The 12,624-nt window shown below is 73.0% G+C and carries 10 protein-coding genes; 1 reads left to right on the top strand and 9 read right to left on the bottom strand.

All coding sequences use genetic code 11. The features are described 5' to 3' along the window. Nucleotides 1-69 precede the first annotated feature (69 nt). The 6 genes from IE200_RS07835 to IE200_RS07810 all read right to left on the bottom strand — a co-directional run bounded on the left by IE200_RS07835 (nucleotide 70) and on the right by IE200_RS07810 (nucleotide 8,644). Nucleotides 70-495 carry an HIT family protein gene (locus IE200_RS07835; protein ID WP_191278832.1) on the bottom strand — a complete coding sequence of 142 codons (426 nt, stop codon included), beginning with the start codon at nucleotides 493-495 and terminating at the stop codon, nucleotides 70-72. Nucleotides 496-529: 34 nt separating this feature from the next. Then, on the bottom strand, nucleotides 530-2,308 hold the full coding sequence (locus IE200_RS07830; protein ID WP_191278831.1) for an acetyl/propionyl/methylcrotonyl-CoA carboxylase subunit alpha: 1,779 nt from the start codon (nucleotides 2,306-2,308) through the stop codon (nucleotides 530-532). A gap of 90 nt (nucleotides 2,309-2,398) precedes the next feature. Beyond that, nucleotides 2,399-4,891, bottom strand: coding sequence for an AMP-binding protein (locus tag IE200_RS07825; RefSeq protein ID WP_229856275.1), 2,493 nt, complete (start codon nucleotides 4,889-4,891; stop codon nucleotides 2,399-2,401). Between the two features lie 101 nt (nucleotides 4,892-4,992). Continuing rightward, nucleotides 4,993-6,057 (bottom strand): ABC transporter ATP-binding protein, encoded by a 1,065-nt coding sequence (locus IE200_RS07820; RefSeq protein WP_191278829.1) that lies wholly within the window; start codon nucleotides 6,055-6,057, stop codon nucleotides 4,993-4,995. Next, nucleotides 6,054-7,529: an ABC transporter permease gene (locus IE200_RS07815; RefSeq protein WP_229856273.1), complete on the bottom strand. Its 1,476-nt coding sequence runs from the start codon at nucleotides 7,527-7,529 to the stop codon at nucleotides 6,054-6,056. Before IE200_RS07815 ends, IE200_RS07820 begins: the two co-directional genes overlap by 4 nt. Nucleotides 7,530-7,630: 101 nt before the next feature. Beyond that, nucleotides 7,631-8,644, bottom strand: a complete 1,014-nt coding sequence (locus tag IE200_RS07810; RefSeq protein ID WP_191278828.1) for an iron ABC transporter substrate-binding protein — start codon at nucleotides 8,642-8,644, stop codon at nucleotides 7,631-7,633. A gap of 138 nt (nucleotides 8,645-8,782) precedes the next feature. On the opposite strand from IE200_RS07810, the gene IE200_RS07805 reads away from it, so the two are divergent. Beyond that, the gene (locus IE200_RS07805; RefSeq protein ID WP_191278827.1) at nucleotides 8,783-9,979 is read left to right on the top strand and encodes an acyl-CoA dehydrogenase family protein; all 1,197 of its coding nucleotides are present in this window, start codon (nucleotides 8,783-8,785) and stop codon (nucleotides 9,977-9,979) included. Between the two features lie 19 nt (nucleotides 9,980-9,998). On the opposite strand, the gene IE200_RS07800 is transcribed toward IE200_RS07805, so the two are convergent. The 3 genes from IE200_RS07800 to IE200_RS07790 all read right to left on the bottom strand — a co-directional run bounded on the left by IE200_RS07800 (nucleotide 9,999) and on the right by IE200_RS07790 (nucleotide 12,492). Continuing rightward, entirely contained in the window at nucleotides 9,999-10,709 is a 711-nt protein-coding gene (locus IE200_RS07800) for a hypothetical protein (protein ID WP_191278826.1), read from the bottom strand. Between the two features lie 73 nt (nucleotides 10,710-10,782). Next, nucleotides 10,783-11,118, bottom strand: coding sequence for a YnfA family protein (locus IE200_RS07795; protein ID WP_191278825.1), 336 nt, complete (start codon nucleotides 11,116-11,118; stop codon nucleotides 10,783-10,785). A 33-nt stretch (nucleotides 11,119-11,151) separates the two neighbouring features. After that, entirely contained in the window at nucleotides 11,152-12,492 is a 1,341-nt protein-coding gene (locus IE200_RS07790; protein ID WP_191278824.1) for an HNH endonuclease, read from the bottom strand. Nucleotides 12,493-12,624: the final 132 nt, after the last annotated feature.

The following is a 12,624-nucleotide window of genomic DNA, read 5'->3' as shown; positions in this document are numbered from 1 at the left end:
ATCCGCCGCGAGATGGCGCTCACGGCGTCGACACCCTGGCCGATCCCGGCGACCTGATCGAGCACCATCTCACGGCACTGGTGGAAGCGGTCGGGCTGGCGTAGCGGCCCCGCGTGCCTGGAGCGACGCATTGTCCGGCTGCTTGAACCACCAGCGCAGGCCCTTCCCGGCGTGGCGTTCGTCGCGGTACCGCGGCACCAGGTGGCAGTGCGCGTGGAGCACCGACTGACCGCCGACCTCGCCCACGTTCCAGCCGATGTTCCAGCCGTCCGGCTGGTGGCTCTGCCCGACCCGGCGCATCATCTCGTGCAGGAGGTCCCGGGTCACGGACCACTCCTCCGGGGTGAGGTCCCAGGCGGTCTCGCGGTGGGCCTTCGGGATGACCATCAACGAGCCTGCCGGGGGCTCGTTGGTCCAGATGGCGGCGCACGGTCCGGCCTCGGCGATGAGCTCGACCCGCGCGAGGTCGCAGAAGGGACAGGGCTCAGTGGGCATGGTCCTCGACCGCGTGGTCACCGACGCGGGGCCGTCAGTCCTTGAGCTCGCAGATGACGGCGCCGTTGGTGACCGTGGCGCCGACCTCGGCCTGGAGGCCGGTGACGGTGCCGGCCTTGTGGGCCTTGAGCGGCTGCTCCATCTTCATCGCCTCCATGACGACGATGGTGTCGCCCTCGGCGACCTCCTGCCCGTCCTCGACGACGACCTTGACGATGGTGCCCTGCATCGGGGAGGTGACGGCGTCGCCGGACGCGGCGGCGCCGGCCTTCTTCGCCGACCGCTTGGGCTTCTTGGTCCCGTTGCCGCCGTTGCCTGCGGCAGCCAGGCCGCCGAGGCCGGCGGGGAGGACGACCTCGAGGCGACGTCCGCCGACCTCGACGGTGACCTTCTGCCGCTCGCCGGCCTCGTCGGCCTCGCCCGCGTCGCCGGCGTACGGCTCGATCCGGTTGTCGAACTCGGTCTCGATCCACTGGGTGTAGACGGTGAACTCGCCCTCACCGGTGGGGGTGGAGGCGCCGACGTAGGCCGGGTCGGAGACGACCGCGCGGTGGAACGGGATCACCGTCGGCATGCCGTCGACGACGAACTCGTCGAGCGCGCGCCGCGAGCGCTCGAGGGCCTGGGTGCGGTCCTTGCCGGTGACGATGAGCTTGGCGATGAGCGAGTCGAAGGAGCCCGGGATGGTCTCGCCCTGGTCGTAGCCGCCGTCGAGGCGTACGCCGGGGCCGGCCGGGGGGTGCCAGCGGGTCAGGGTGCCGGGGGCGGGCATGAAGTTGCGGCCGCCGTCCTCGGCGTTGATGCGGTACTCGATGGAGTGCCCGCGGATCTCGGGGTCGCCGTAGCCGAGCTCCTCGCCGGCGGCGATGCGGAACATCTCGCGCACGAGGTCGATGCCGGTGACCTCCTCGGAGACGCAGTGCTCGACCTGGAGGCGGGTGTTGACCTCGAGGAAGGAGATGGTGCCGTCCTGGGCGACGAGGAACTCACAGGTGCCGGCGCCGTGGTAGCCGGCCTCCTTGAGGATCCGCTTGGACGACTCGTAGAGCTCGTCGAGCTGCTCCTGGCTCAGGAACGGCGCGGGAGCCTCCTCGACGAGCTTCTGGTTGCGGCGCTGCAGCGAGCAGTCGCGGGTGGAGACCACCACGACGTTGCCGTGCTGGTCGGCCAGGCACTGGGTCTCGACGTGGCGCGGCTTGTCGAGGAACTTCTCCACCAGGCACTCGCCGCGACCGAACGCGGTGACGGCCTCGCGGACCGCGGAGTCGTACGCGTCGGGGATCTCCTCCAGCGTGCGGGCGACCTTCAGGCCGCGGCCGCCGCCGCCGAAGACGGCCTTGATCGCCACCGGCAGGCCGTTGGCCCTGGCGAACTCCACGACCTCGTCGGCGTCCTTGACCGGGTCCTTGGTTCCCGGGGCGAGCGGCGCGTCGGCCTTGTCGGCGATGTGCTTGGCCTTGGCCTTGTCGCCGAGCGCCTCGATGGCGGCCGGCGGGGGGCCGATCCAGACCAGCCCGGCGTCGATCACCGCCTGCGCGAAGTCGGCGTTCTCGGCGAGGAAGCCGTAGCCGGGGTGGACCGAGTCCGCGCCGGACTTCTCGGCGATCGCGATGATCTTCGCGATGTCGAGGTAGGACTCGGCGGGAGTCGCGCCGCCGAGGGAGTGGGCCTCGTCCGCGAGGCGTACGAAGAGGGCGTCGCGGTCGGGGTCGGCGTAGACCGCGACGGACCCGATGCCGGCGTCCTTGCAGGCGCGGACGACACGGACGGCGATCTCGCCGCGGTTGGCGATGAGGACCTTCTTCAAGCTCACGCGAGGACTCCTGGCGGTGACGGCGATGACTCTGGGCGGTGACTCTGGACGGGCGGCGACGGGCAGCCGGAGGGCGTACCGCTCGGCAGGCTACCGCGAGCCGAGCACCGCGCGACCGACAGCCTTGTGGACGGGACGCACGATCCGCGCGTACGCGATGCCGACTGTGAGCGACGCCACAAGCGCGAGCCACTGGTGGCCGGCGTCCTCGAGCGGCGGGTAGACCTGCCAGTGGGTGAGGTAGATGAACAGGCTCGCCCCGGCGAGGACGCCGGCGACGCGTGCGAGCGGCGCCGGGACGGGGAGGTGCGGCACCCACAGCATCAGCAGGAACCCGCCCAGCACGATGACCTCGCGGTGGGGCTGGCCGAAGAAGCCCACCGTCAGCACGAGCGCCAGGGCGGTCACCAGGAGCCGCTCGCGGGTCGTGCTCGCGCGCGCCGCGGCCCAGCCCAGGGCGAAGAAGAAGGCCACGACGAGGAGGGTGTAGCGCTCGGTGGCCCCGGCGCGCCAGCCGACCTCCGCCACACGCGCGACCGTGGCGAGCGCGAGCACGCCGAGCGCGAAGTGGAACGGCGCGCGCCGCTCGAGGCGGTGCAGCGACGGGAGGGTCGTCAGCGCCAGGGCGGCCGCGGTGAGCCACACGAGCGACTCGAGGAACCACAGCTGCCACTGGTCGTCCCACTCCGAGCCGTTGACCACCTCCCGCACGAACAGCACGGTCGTGAGGTCGTAGGTCCCGATCAGGAGCGCGACACCGCCCACCCACAGCACCGACGGGACGATGAGCTGCGCGAGGCCCGACAGGCCGTGGCGCAGGCGCGCACGGGCGTCGCCGGTCGCCGACAGCTGGAACCGGGCGAAGTTGAAGCCGGCCAGGGCGAGCAGCAGGTGCGCGCCGCCCTCGAGCGCGACGAGGTCCACGTGGCTGGCGACGACGAAGAGGATCGCGAGCGCGCGCAGCCCCACCGTCGTGTCGAGGCGTGGCAGGCGCGTACGGCCACCGCCGCGCCGGTCGCCCGCGGGCTCGCGGTCCTCGTCGAGCGCTCCGGCGTGCGCGAGCCGCTCGAGCTCGCCGATGCTGCGCGTGTGCCAGCCGGCGGGGAGACCCGCGGGGAAGTGCGCGGCCAGCCGGGTGGACAGCTCGACGTAGGACAGCGAGTCGCCGCCGAGGTCGACGAAGGAGTCCGTGTCGGTCGCGTCCGGCCGTCCGAGCACGCGGACGACGTCGGCGCGGACCGAGCCGGGCCCGGGAGGACGCTCGTCGTGCTGCGCGTCGTGCTCCTCCAGCGCGGCCAGCTCCGTCAGTGCGGAGTAGTCGGGCTTGCCGGAGGTGGTGTGGGGGACCTGCGGCACGACGGTCACCCGGACCGCGTGGAGCGGGAGGCCGCAACGCTCTGCCACGAGCGTGCGCGCGGGCGCGCTGCCGCGTCCGCTGGTGACGAAGGCGTGCACGGCGTGGTCGGTGGCGACGACGCGGGCGTGCCGGTCGACCTGGGCGCGCAGGTCCCCCTCGACGGCGTCGAGGTCGATGCGCAGGCCGAAGACCTTGCCCCGGCGGCTGCGGCGCCCGACCACCTCGAAGAGTCCGTCGTGCCGTCGCGCCAGGTCGCCGGTGCGCAGCTCGGTGGTGACCCGCCCCAGCGCCAGGTCGGCGGGGGTGGTGGCGTAGCCGAGCATGACGTTGGGCCCTGAGTAGACGAGCTCGCCGACGCCGGGCCGCTCGTCCACCGACTCGTCGAGGTGGAGGCGGCCGCCGGGGATGGCGCGGCCGATCGAGGCCGGGTGGTCCTCGGCCAGGTGCGGCGGGAGCCACGCCATCCGGGCGGTGGCCTCGGTGGCGCCGTACATCACGACCATGTCCCACCCGCGGTCGCGACCGAACCGGCTCCAGCGGCGTACGTCGTCGGGGGCGAGCCGGCCGCCGGCCTGGGTGACGAGGCGCAGCGTGGGGAGGTCGCGGTCCTCGAAGCCGCTCGCGGTGAGCAGGTCGAAGGTGTGCGGGACGCCGGCGAGGCTGGTCGCGCCGGTGCGGGCGAAGAGGTCCCAGAAGCACTCGTCGACGACGCTGAGGTCGGTCAGCGTGATGCTCGCGCCCGCGACCAGGTGCGAGTGCAGCACCGACAGGCCGTAGCAGTAGTGCAGCGGCAGCGAGGTGATCGCCCGGTCGGCTGGGGTGAGGGCGAGGTAGTCGGCGATCGCGGCGGCGTTGGCCGCGACGTTGTCGCGCGAGAGCCGCACCAGCTTGGGCGAGCCGGTGGTGCCCGAGGTGCTCAGCAGCAGGGCCAGGTCGGGGTGCAGGTCGTGGGCGCCGGTGGCCCGGCGCACGTCGTCGCCGGCGGTCGCGGTGCACACGACGTCCGGGTCGTAGGCGGCGATCGTCGCGTCGCGCTGCTCGGGGCGTCCGTCCGGCACGACGAGGGCGACGTGGCCGTGCTGCAGCGCGGCGAGGTAGGCGACGAGGGAGTCGAGGTCGTTGGCGCCCTCGACCAGCACGAGGCGCCGCGCCGGTCCCCACGAGGCCGCGCGGTCGGCGACCCGGCGCGCGAGGTCGGCGTGGCTGAGGACGACCCCGTCGGACACGACGGCGGGGGTGTCGCCGAACCGGGCGTGCTCGAGGACCGGTCCGGTCGTCGCGGGTCTGTCGGAACGCGGCCGGAGTGCGGGCTGGGGCGACGTGAGCGTCACAGGGCCCCCGCGGGTCGGTAGGCGCGGACCAGGCCGGTCACGCGGAGGTGGACGACGTCGCCTGCGGCCGGGTGGCGCACGCCCGCCATCCGCGCGAGCACCGGCGTGCCGTCGTCGAGCCGCACCTGGACCGCGCAGTCGTGGCCGTAGTAGCTGACCTCCTCGACGGTGCCCCGCACGCCCTCGGCGTGGGTGAGGTCGACGTAGACCTGCTCGGGACGGATCATCAGCGCGACCGGGCCGGTCGCCGCCTCCGACAGCACGACCTCGCCCAGCACGCACGTCGCGCGAGCCTCGGTCGCGACGCCGGGCAGCACCACCGCGCGACCGACGAACTCCGCCACCTGCGGATCGCTCGGCGAGAGGTAGACCTGGCTCGGCGGGGCCGACTGCACCAGCCGGCCGCCGCGCATCACCGCGACCTGGTCGGCGAGGGAGAGCGCCTCGTTCTGGTCGTGGGTGACGAGCAGCGCCGTGGTGTTGGTGGCCGCCAACGCGCGGCGTACGGCGGTCGCGGTGCTCCCGCGCAGGCTCGCGTCGAGGGAGGAGAACGGCTCGTCGAGGAGCACGACCGCGGGCTGCGGCGCGAGGGAGCGGGCGAGGGCGACCCGCTGCTGCTGCCCGCCGGAGAGCTCGTCGGGGCGACGGACGCCGAAGTGGGCGGGCAGCTCGACGAGGTCGAGCATCTCCGCGACGCGGTCGCGACCCTGCCGGCTCGCACGGGCGGCGGACGGCAGGCCGAACGCGATGTTGGCGGCGACGTCGAGGTGGGGGAACAGCGCCCCCTCCTGCGGGACGTAGCCGACGTGGCGCGCCTGCGGCGGCACCGGCCGTACGCCGTCGCCGGCGACGGTCGTGTCGCCGAACCCGATGCTGCCGGCGTCGGGCACGAGGAAGCCCGCGATCAGCCGCAGCAGCGTGGTCTTGCCGCAGCCGGAGGGGCCCAGCACGGTCGTGAACGAGCCGTGCGGCACGTGCAGCGTGACGTCGTCGACGGCGCGGGTGGCGGCGGGGCCGGTGCCGAAGGACTTGGTGACGCCGGTGATGGTGAGCGAGCTCATGCGGGAACCCTCTCGGTCTGGGCAGCGGGGCTGTCGGTGCGCATCAGGAGCACCGTGGCGGGGATGGAGACGAGCACGAGCAGCAGGGCGTACGGGGCGGCCGCGCCGTAGCGCAGCTCCGACGACGCCGACCAGAACTCGGTGGCCAGCGTGCTCGTGCCGATGGAGGACAGCATCAAGGTGGCGGTCAGCTCGGTGGAGATCGCCAGGAACACCAGCGCCGCGCCCGCCCCGAGGCTGGGTGCGATCAGGGGCAGGGTGACCCGCCGTGCCGTCTCGAGCGGGCCGAGGCCCAGGCTGTGGGAGACGTCGTCGAGCACGACGGGCGCCTGCTCGAGCCCGGCCCGCACCGTGACGACGGCGCGGGGCAGGAACAGGATGACGTAGGCCGCGACCAGGAGCCCGGCGGTCTGGTAGACGACCGGCACGAGGCGCAGCGAGGCGACCACGAGCGCGAGGCCGACCACGATGCCCGGCAGCGCGTTCGCGACGTACGTGCTCCGCTCGATCACCGTGCTCGCCCAGCCGCGGTGGCGCACCGCGAGCCACACCACCGGGATCGCGGCCAGGGTGGTGACGACCGCACCGGCGAGGGCGAGGGCGAGCGTGGCGGTGAGCGCCTCGCCGAGCTCGGCGAGGGGGAACTCCGTCGAGGTGCCGACGACCAGCCAGCGCAGCAGGGAGAAGGCGGGCACGCCGAGGGCGAGCAGGACGACGGTCACGACCGCTGCGAGGGCCGGCAGGCGCCAAGGGCCGAGCGTGAGGGGCACCGCGGCGCGGGCGGCCCCGCGCCCGACCCGGGCGTACCTCCGGTCGCCACGCAGGCGCAGCTCGGCCAGCAGCAGGACCAGGCACAGCAGCACCAGCACGCCGGCCATCGCGGTCGCGGCGGCGCCGTTGAAGGTCGAGCCGTACTGGTCGTAGATCGCGGTCGTGAAGGTCGGGAACCGCAGCAGCGACAGCGCGCCGAACTCGGCGAGCAGGTGGAGGCCGACCAGCAGGGCGCCGCCGAGCAGGGCCGGGCGCAGCTGGGGCAGGACGACCGTGCGGAAGGTCCGCGCGCGTGAGTGCCCGAGGGAGAAGGCCGTCTCCTCCAGCGCCGGGTCGAGACGGCGCAGCATCGCCACGACCGGGAGGTAGACGAGCGGGTAGTAGGACAGGGTGACGACCGCGAAGGCTCCGTCGAACCCGTTGATGCCGCGGTCGAGGGAGACCCACGCGTAGCCGTTGACGAACGCGGGCACCGCCAGCGGTGCGACGAGCAGGCCGTGCCACAGCCGCCGGCCCGGCAGGTCGGTGCGTTCGACGAGGACGGCCAGCGCGACGCCGAGCGCCGCGGTGGCGGCCATGCACGCGAGGGAGAGGGTGATGGTGTTGCGCAGCAGCTCGGCGATCCGCGGCCTGGCCAGGAGCTGCCACAGGTCGACCGGGCCGATCACCACGACGTACGACGCCACGTAGGCCAGCGGCACCAGCGACAGGACGGCGACCGCCGCCCCCGCTGCGAGGAGCAGCGGAGGCGTGCGGCGCTCGGTCCCGGTGCGCCGGTGGTGGTCCCGGGTGGCGGTCGTGGTCAGAGCAGGCCTGCCTCGGTCATCAGGTCGGTCACCTGCGGGCCGTTGAGGTTGGCCACGTCGACGGCCGGCGGCTCGAGCTCGTCGAACGGCTTGACCTCGGGGGCGAGGCTGGCGTCGGGGTTCAGCGGGTACTCCAGGGCGTACGACTCCGCCATGGCCTGCTGCGCCTCGGTGCCGGTGAGCCAGGTGACGAACTCCTGCGCGGCCTCCTGGTTCTCGCTGCTGGCGAGGATGCCGGCGCCGGAGATGCTGAGGAACGCGCCGGGGTCCTGGTCGCCGAAGAAGTGCAGCGCCGAGGTGTCGGAGTCGGTGCCGTTCTCCTGGCGGTCGCGGTACCAGTAGTAGTGGTAGGCGATGCCGGCGTCGACCTCCCCGGAGTCGACCGACTGCATGACGACGAGGTTGTTCTGCACGATCACGCCGTTGGCCTTCAGCCCGGCGAGCCACTCGGCCGTCGCCTCCTCGCCCTCGAGCTCGAGGACGGCGGAGACGATCGCCTGGAAGTCGGCACCGGTGGGGGAGAAGGCGACGCGGCCCTCCCACTCGGGCTCGGCGAACTCGAGGATCGAGGCGGGCATGTCGGCCTCGGTCATGGTGTCGGTGTTGTACATCGCGACGGTCGAGCGGGCCAGGAAGCCGGTCCAGGTGCGGTCCGCGGGGACGTACTCGTCCGGGATGGTCGCGGTCGCGGACTCCGGCAGCTCGGCGAACAGGCCCGCGTTGTCGACGATGGTCATCGCGGGGGAGTTCTCGGTGAGGAACACGTCGGCCGGGGAGTCCTCGCCCTCCTCGGTGATCTGGTTCGCCATCTCGAGGTCCTTGCCGTGACGGAGCTCGACGTCGAGGCCCGACTCCTCCTCGAAGAGCGGGATGATCTCGTCGAGCAGCTGCTCGTGCTGGGCGTTGTAGACGACGAGGTCGGGGGAGCCGAAGACGCCGCAGCCCGACAGGGCGGAGGCGGTCAGGGTCAGGGTGGCCAGCGCCACGGCGGCTCGGCGGGGGGACGGCATCACGAGGCTCCTCTTGTTTGCTTAGGCTCACCTAACTCTATGCCCCCTGCGCGGTGGGTGGGGAATCGACTGCGTCACACCGAGAGGGTGGGACAGCGGGGTTAGCGATCGCTAACCCTGTGGCGCTAGTCTCATCGCATGACCTTCGAGCTGTCCCCCGAGCACGAGCAGTTCCGCCGCAGCGTCCGCGACTTCGCCGAGGCCGAGATCGCGCCGCACGCCGCGCAGTGGGACCGCGACCACCACTTCCCGACCGACGTCGTGCAGAAGATGGGCGCGCTCGGGCTCATGGGCCTCACCGCTCCGGAGGAGTTCGGCGGCGCCGGGATGGCCGGTGAGGACGGCGGGTTCACCTCGCTGTGCCTGGCGATCGAGGAGGTCGGCCGCGTCGACCAGTCGATGGGCATCACCCTCGAGGCGGCCGTCGGGCTCGGCATCAACCCGATCCTGACCTACGGCACCGACGAGCAGAAGAAGACCTGGCTGCCGGACCTCGTCGCGGGAGACAAGATCGCCGGCTTCGGCCTCACCGAGCCCGGGGCCGGGTCCGATGCGGGCGCCACGAAGACGAAGGCCGTGCTCCAGGACGGCGAGTGGGTCGTCAACGGCTCCAAGCAGTTCATCACCAACTCGGGCTCCTCGATCACCTCGCTTGTCACCGTCACCGCCCGCACCGGCGAGCGCCCCGACGGTCGCCCGGAGATCTCGACCATCATCGTCCCGTCCGACACCCCCGGCTTCGTCGCCGAGAAGGCCTACGACAAGCTCGGCTGGCACGCCTCCGACACCCACCCGCTGTCCTTCACCGACGTCCGGGTGCCCGAGGCCAACCTGCTCGGCGAGCGTGGCCGCGGCTACGCGCAGTTCCTCGCCACGCTCGACGACGGCCGCGTCGCGATCGCCGCCCTCGCCGTGGGCTGCATCCAGGCGTGCCTCGACATGTCGGTGCAGTACGCCGGGGAGCGGCAGACCTTCGGTGGTCCCATCGGGCGCAAGCAGGGCCTCGCCTTCCAGGTCTCCGACCTGCAGGTGATGCTCGACGCCTCGCGCCTGCTGACCTACAAGGCGGCGGCGATGAAGGACGCCATGGACGCGGGGCAGTCGGTCTCGATGGGCGCGTTCAAGCAGGCCGCCGCCGTCGCCAAGCTGTACGCCACGGAGTCGGCGGTCACCGCGACCCGCATCGCGACGCAGGTCTTCGGCGGCTACGGCTTCATGGAGGAGTACCCGGTCGTGCGCTTCTACCGCGACGCCAAGGTGCTCGAGATCGGTGAGGGGACCTCGGAGGTCCAGCGGATGCTGATCGCGCGGGGGCTCGGCCTGCCCGTGGAGTGAGCCGGCGGCGAGCCGACCGTCACGACGACGTGGTGCTCGCCAGCGCCTCCTGGAGGGCGGCCTCCAAGGCAGCCTCCAGCTCCGCGCCCACCTCCAGGCCGGGCATGCCGACGCCGACGGAGGTGAAGGTGCCGTCGACGCAGGCCTGCCCCGACGCTGCCTGTGGATCCTTGTCGCTCGGGATGTAGGTGATGACGTAGTCCGACCCGGCGGGGACGTCGCGCTGGAGCTCGAGCAAGTCTGTGAAGAGCCCGCAGGCTCGCTCGGAGGGGATCGTCCTCCCGCTCTCGATCAGCTGCGCCCCCTCCTCGAGCCGGCGCCGGAGCTCCTGGTCACCGAGGGCGTCCGCCGCCTCGATCTGGTCCGCCAAGGCGGGGAGGGCGCGAGCCCACTCGCCTGCCGGCACCTGGGCGACCTGCACGCCCACGCCGTCGAGGCGCCCGTAGAGGCAGGCCGGAAGGTCCGATCCGGGGACGGTCGCCTCCTGTCCCTGCAGATCCTCGCCCGTCAGCTCGCGGATCGTGGCCGCATCGAGGGGGGCGCACGGGCCCTTGGTGGCCGGCTTAGAAGTCGGCGTCGTAGTTGGGGTCGAAGTCGGGGTGGACGACTGCTCACTCGTCGACGACGACGGATCAACGCGCTCCGCGTCGTCGCCGGACGACTGCCCGGAGTCGGCGCAGGCGGCCGAGACTGCCAGGAGGAGGCTGACGGCGCCGAGACGAAGCTTCATGGAGCGACCCTACGGCCGCGGCCGGGCGAGCCGGCGCAGCGAACCACGGAGATCAGTGCGTCGGGCCGCCGAGTCAGGCGGTCCGCGGGGCGTACATGATCACCGCGACCCCGAGCAGGCACACGAGCGCGCCGGCGACGTCGTAGCGGTCGGGACGGAAGCCGTCGACGACCATGCCCCAGGCGAGCGAGCCGGCGACGAAGACACCGCCGTACGCCGCCAGGATCCGCCCGAAGTTGGCATCGGGCTGCAGCGTGGCGACGAAGCCGTAGAGGCCGAGCGCGATCACGCCCGCGCCGACCCACAGCCAGCCGCGGTGCTCGCGCACGCCCTGCCAGACCAGCCACGCCCCGCCGATCTCGGCCAGCGCGGCCACGGCGAACAGGACGAGTGACTTCGCGATCGTCATGCCCGGAGTGTGGCAGCCCGGTCACGCGCCGGGTCAGCCGGCGAGGACGTAGTCGATCGTCAGGGCCGGTGCGTCACGCCACCTGATCGTTGCGATCGGTGGTGGTCTGGAGGTGCGGGTGTGGCCGGTCGGGGTCGTGGTCGTCACGGAGCCGCCCGGCCCGGGTCTGGCTCGCCATCGCGGGGACTGCTTGGCGTGGTTGCAGGCCTCGCACAGCCCTTGGCCGTTGGCAGCGGTGGTCGGTCCGTCTGCCTCGTAGGGCTCGACGTGGTCGGTGTGGCGGATCGGAGCGTCGCACCACGGTGTCCGGCAGACCTGGTCGCGCAGCCGGATGAAGCGGGCGAGGTTGCCGCGGAAGGTGCGGGTGCGGGCGTCCATGGCGACGAGCTCGCCGGACTCCGGCGAGGCGTACAGCCGACGGATGCTCAGCTGCTCGTCCGCGCTGAGGGCGCCGCACACGATCTCGCGGGCGAGCTCGGCAGGGATCGGGCCGAAGCCCTCGAGGTGTGCCGTGTCGTCGGCGCCACCGAACAGGGCGGCGTCGGACATCACGACCCCGAGCGCGACCGGGAGGGAGCGGTGCGACCGGCTCCCCTCCTCCGGCTCGCTGTCCACGTCGTCGAGCACGGACTGGACGAGGGCGTCGGCCATCACCTGGCCGCGGGTGCGGGGATCGCCCTGGGCCCGGGCACGGTCCGCCTCCCGGGCGAGTGCGGCGTAGGTGGCGACGCCTTCCCCGGCCGGCAGCAGCGTCGTCAGCCAGACCATGGTGTCGGGGGCCGGACGGATGGACACGCGCCGCTCGGCCTCGGCCTTGCGGCGTCGCGCCACCTGGGCCGCGGCGTCGAGCCGGGTGGCCTCGACCTGCGCGGCCGCGACGACCTGTCGGTCACTCATCGCCTCGAGCGCGCCCGCGTCGGCGGCGAGTGCCTCGTCGACGCCCAGACGGTGCTCGAGGGAGAGGCAGGCCGTCTCCCGTGCGATCAGCGTGGCGCGCCACTCGCTGACGCGACCGGAGCGCCACGCGGCCCAGGTGTGGGGGAGCTCCCGCTGCACGATCCTGGCGAGCCCGAGGTGGCGCTGACCACGGTGTGGTGACTCCCGCCGCGCATGGGCGACCATCGACGCGACGCCCTGCCCGCGACTGGCTGCCGGCAGGCCCAGTGCCTCGTGGTCGGCCTCGACAGATGTGGCCAGCTCAGCGGCGACCGCGGCCTGTGCGGCAGTGGCCGTGCAGACCAGCTCCTCGAGCGCGCGGACCAGGTCCACCCGCCCAGCGTCGTCGAGCCCGCTCGGACCGTCGAGGGACACCTGCACCTCGCGCCGCATCGCCGTGACTGCGGCTGCGGTGAGCGGGGGCTGGGAGCTGGTCATGGGTCCACTCCAACAGGCGCCACCGACACTGACCGAACGACCTGTGGACATCGTGGGGCGACGTCGAGCCTGTGGACGGATGCTGGCTCATCTCCTCCTCCCGACGGATCCGCTCGGGGCGCCACCGCTCTA

The organism is Nocardioides flavus (ex Wang et al. 2016), from assembly GCF_014653115.1.
Lineage (GTDB): Bacteria > Actinomycetota > Actinomycetes > Propionibacteriales > Nocardioidaceae > Nocardioides > Nocardioides flavus.
The sequence above is the reverse complement of the archived record's forward strand: the minus strand, read 5'-3'. Positions and strand labels throughout refer to the sequence as shown.

Bases quoted from the DNA above. Each gene is read 5' to 3' on its own strand.
- IE200_RS07835 (WP_191278832.1), bottom strand. From the start codon at position 495: ATGCCCACTGAGCCCTGTCCCTTCTGCGACCTCGCGCGGGTCGAGCTC.
- IE200_RS07820 (WP_191278829.1), bottom strand. From the start codon at position 6,057: ATGAGCTCGCTCACCATCACCGGCGTCACCAAGTCCTTCGGCACCGGC.
- IE200_RS07810 (WP_191278828.1), bottom strand. From the start codon at position 8,644: ATGCCGTCCCCCCGCCGAGCCGCCGTGGCGCTGGCCACCCTGACCCTG.
- IE200_RS07805 (WP_191278827.1), top strand. From the start codon at position 8,783: ATGACCTTCGAGCTGTCCCCCGAGCACGAGCAGTTCCGCCGCAGCGTC.
- IE200_RS07800 (WP_191278826.1), bottom strand. From the start codon at position 10,709: ATGAAGCTTCGTCTCGGCGCCGTCAGCCTCCTCCTGGCAGTCTCGGCC.
- IE200_RS07795 (WP_191278825.1), bottom strand. From the start codon at position 11,118: ATGACGATCGCGAAGTCACTCGTCCTGTTCGCCGTGGCCGCGCTGGCC.
- IE200_RS07790 (WP_191278824.1), bottom strand. From the start codon at position 12,492: ATGACCAGCTCCCAGCCCCCGCTCACCGCAGCCGCAGTCACGGCGATG.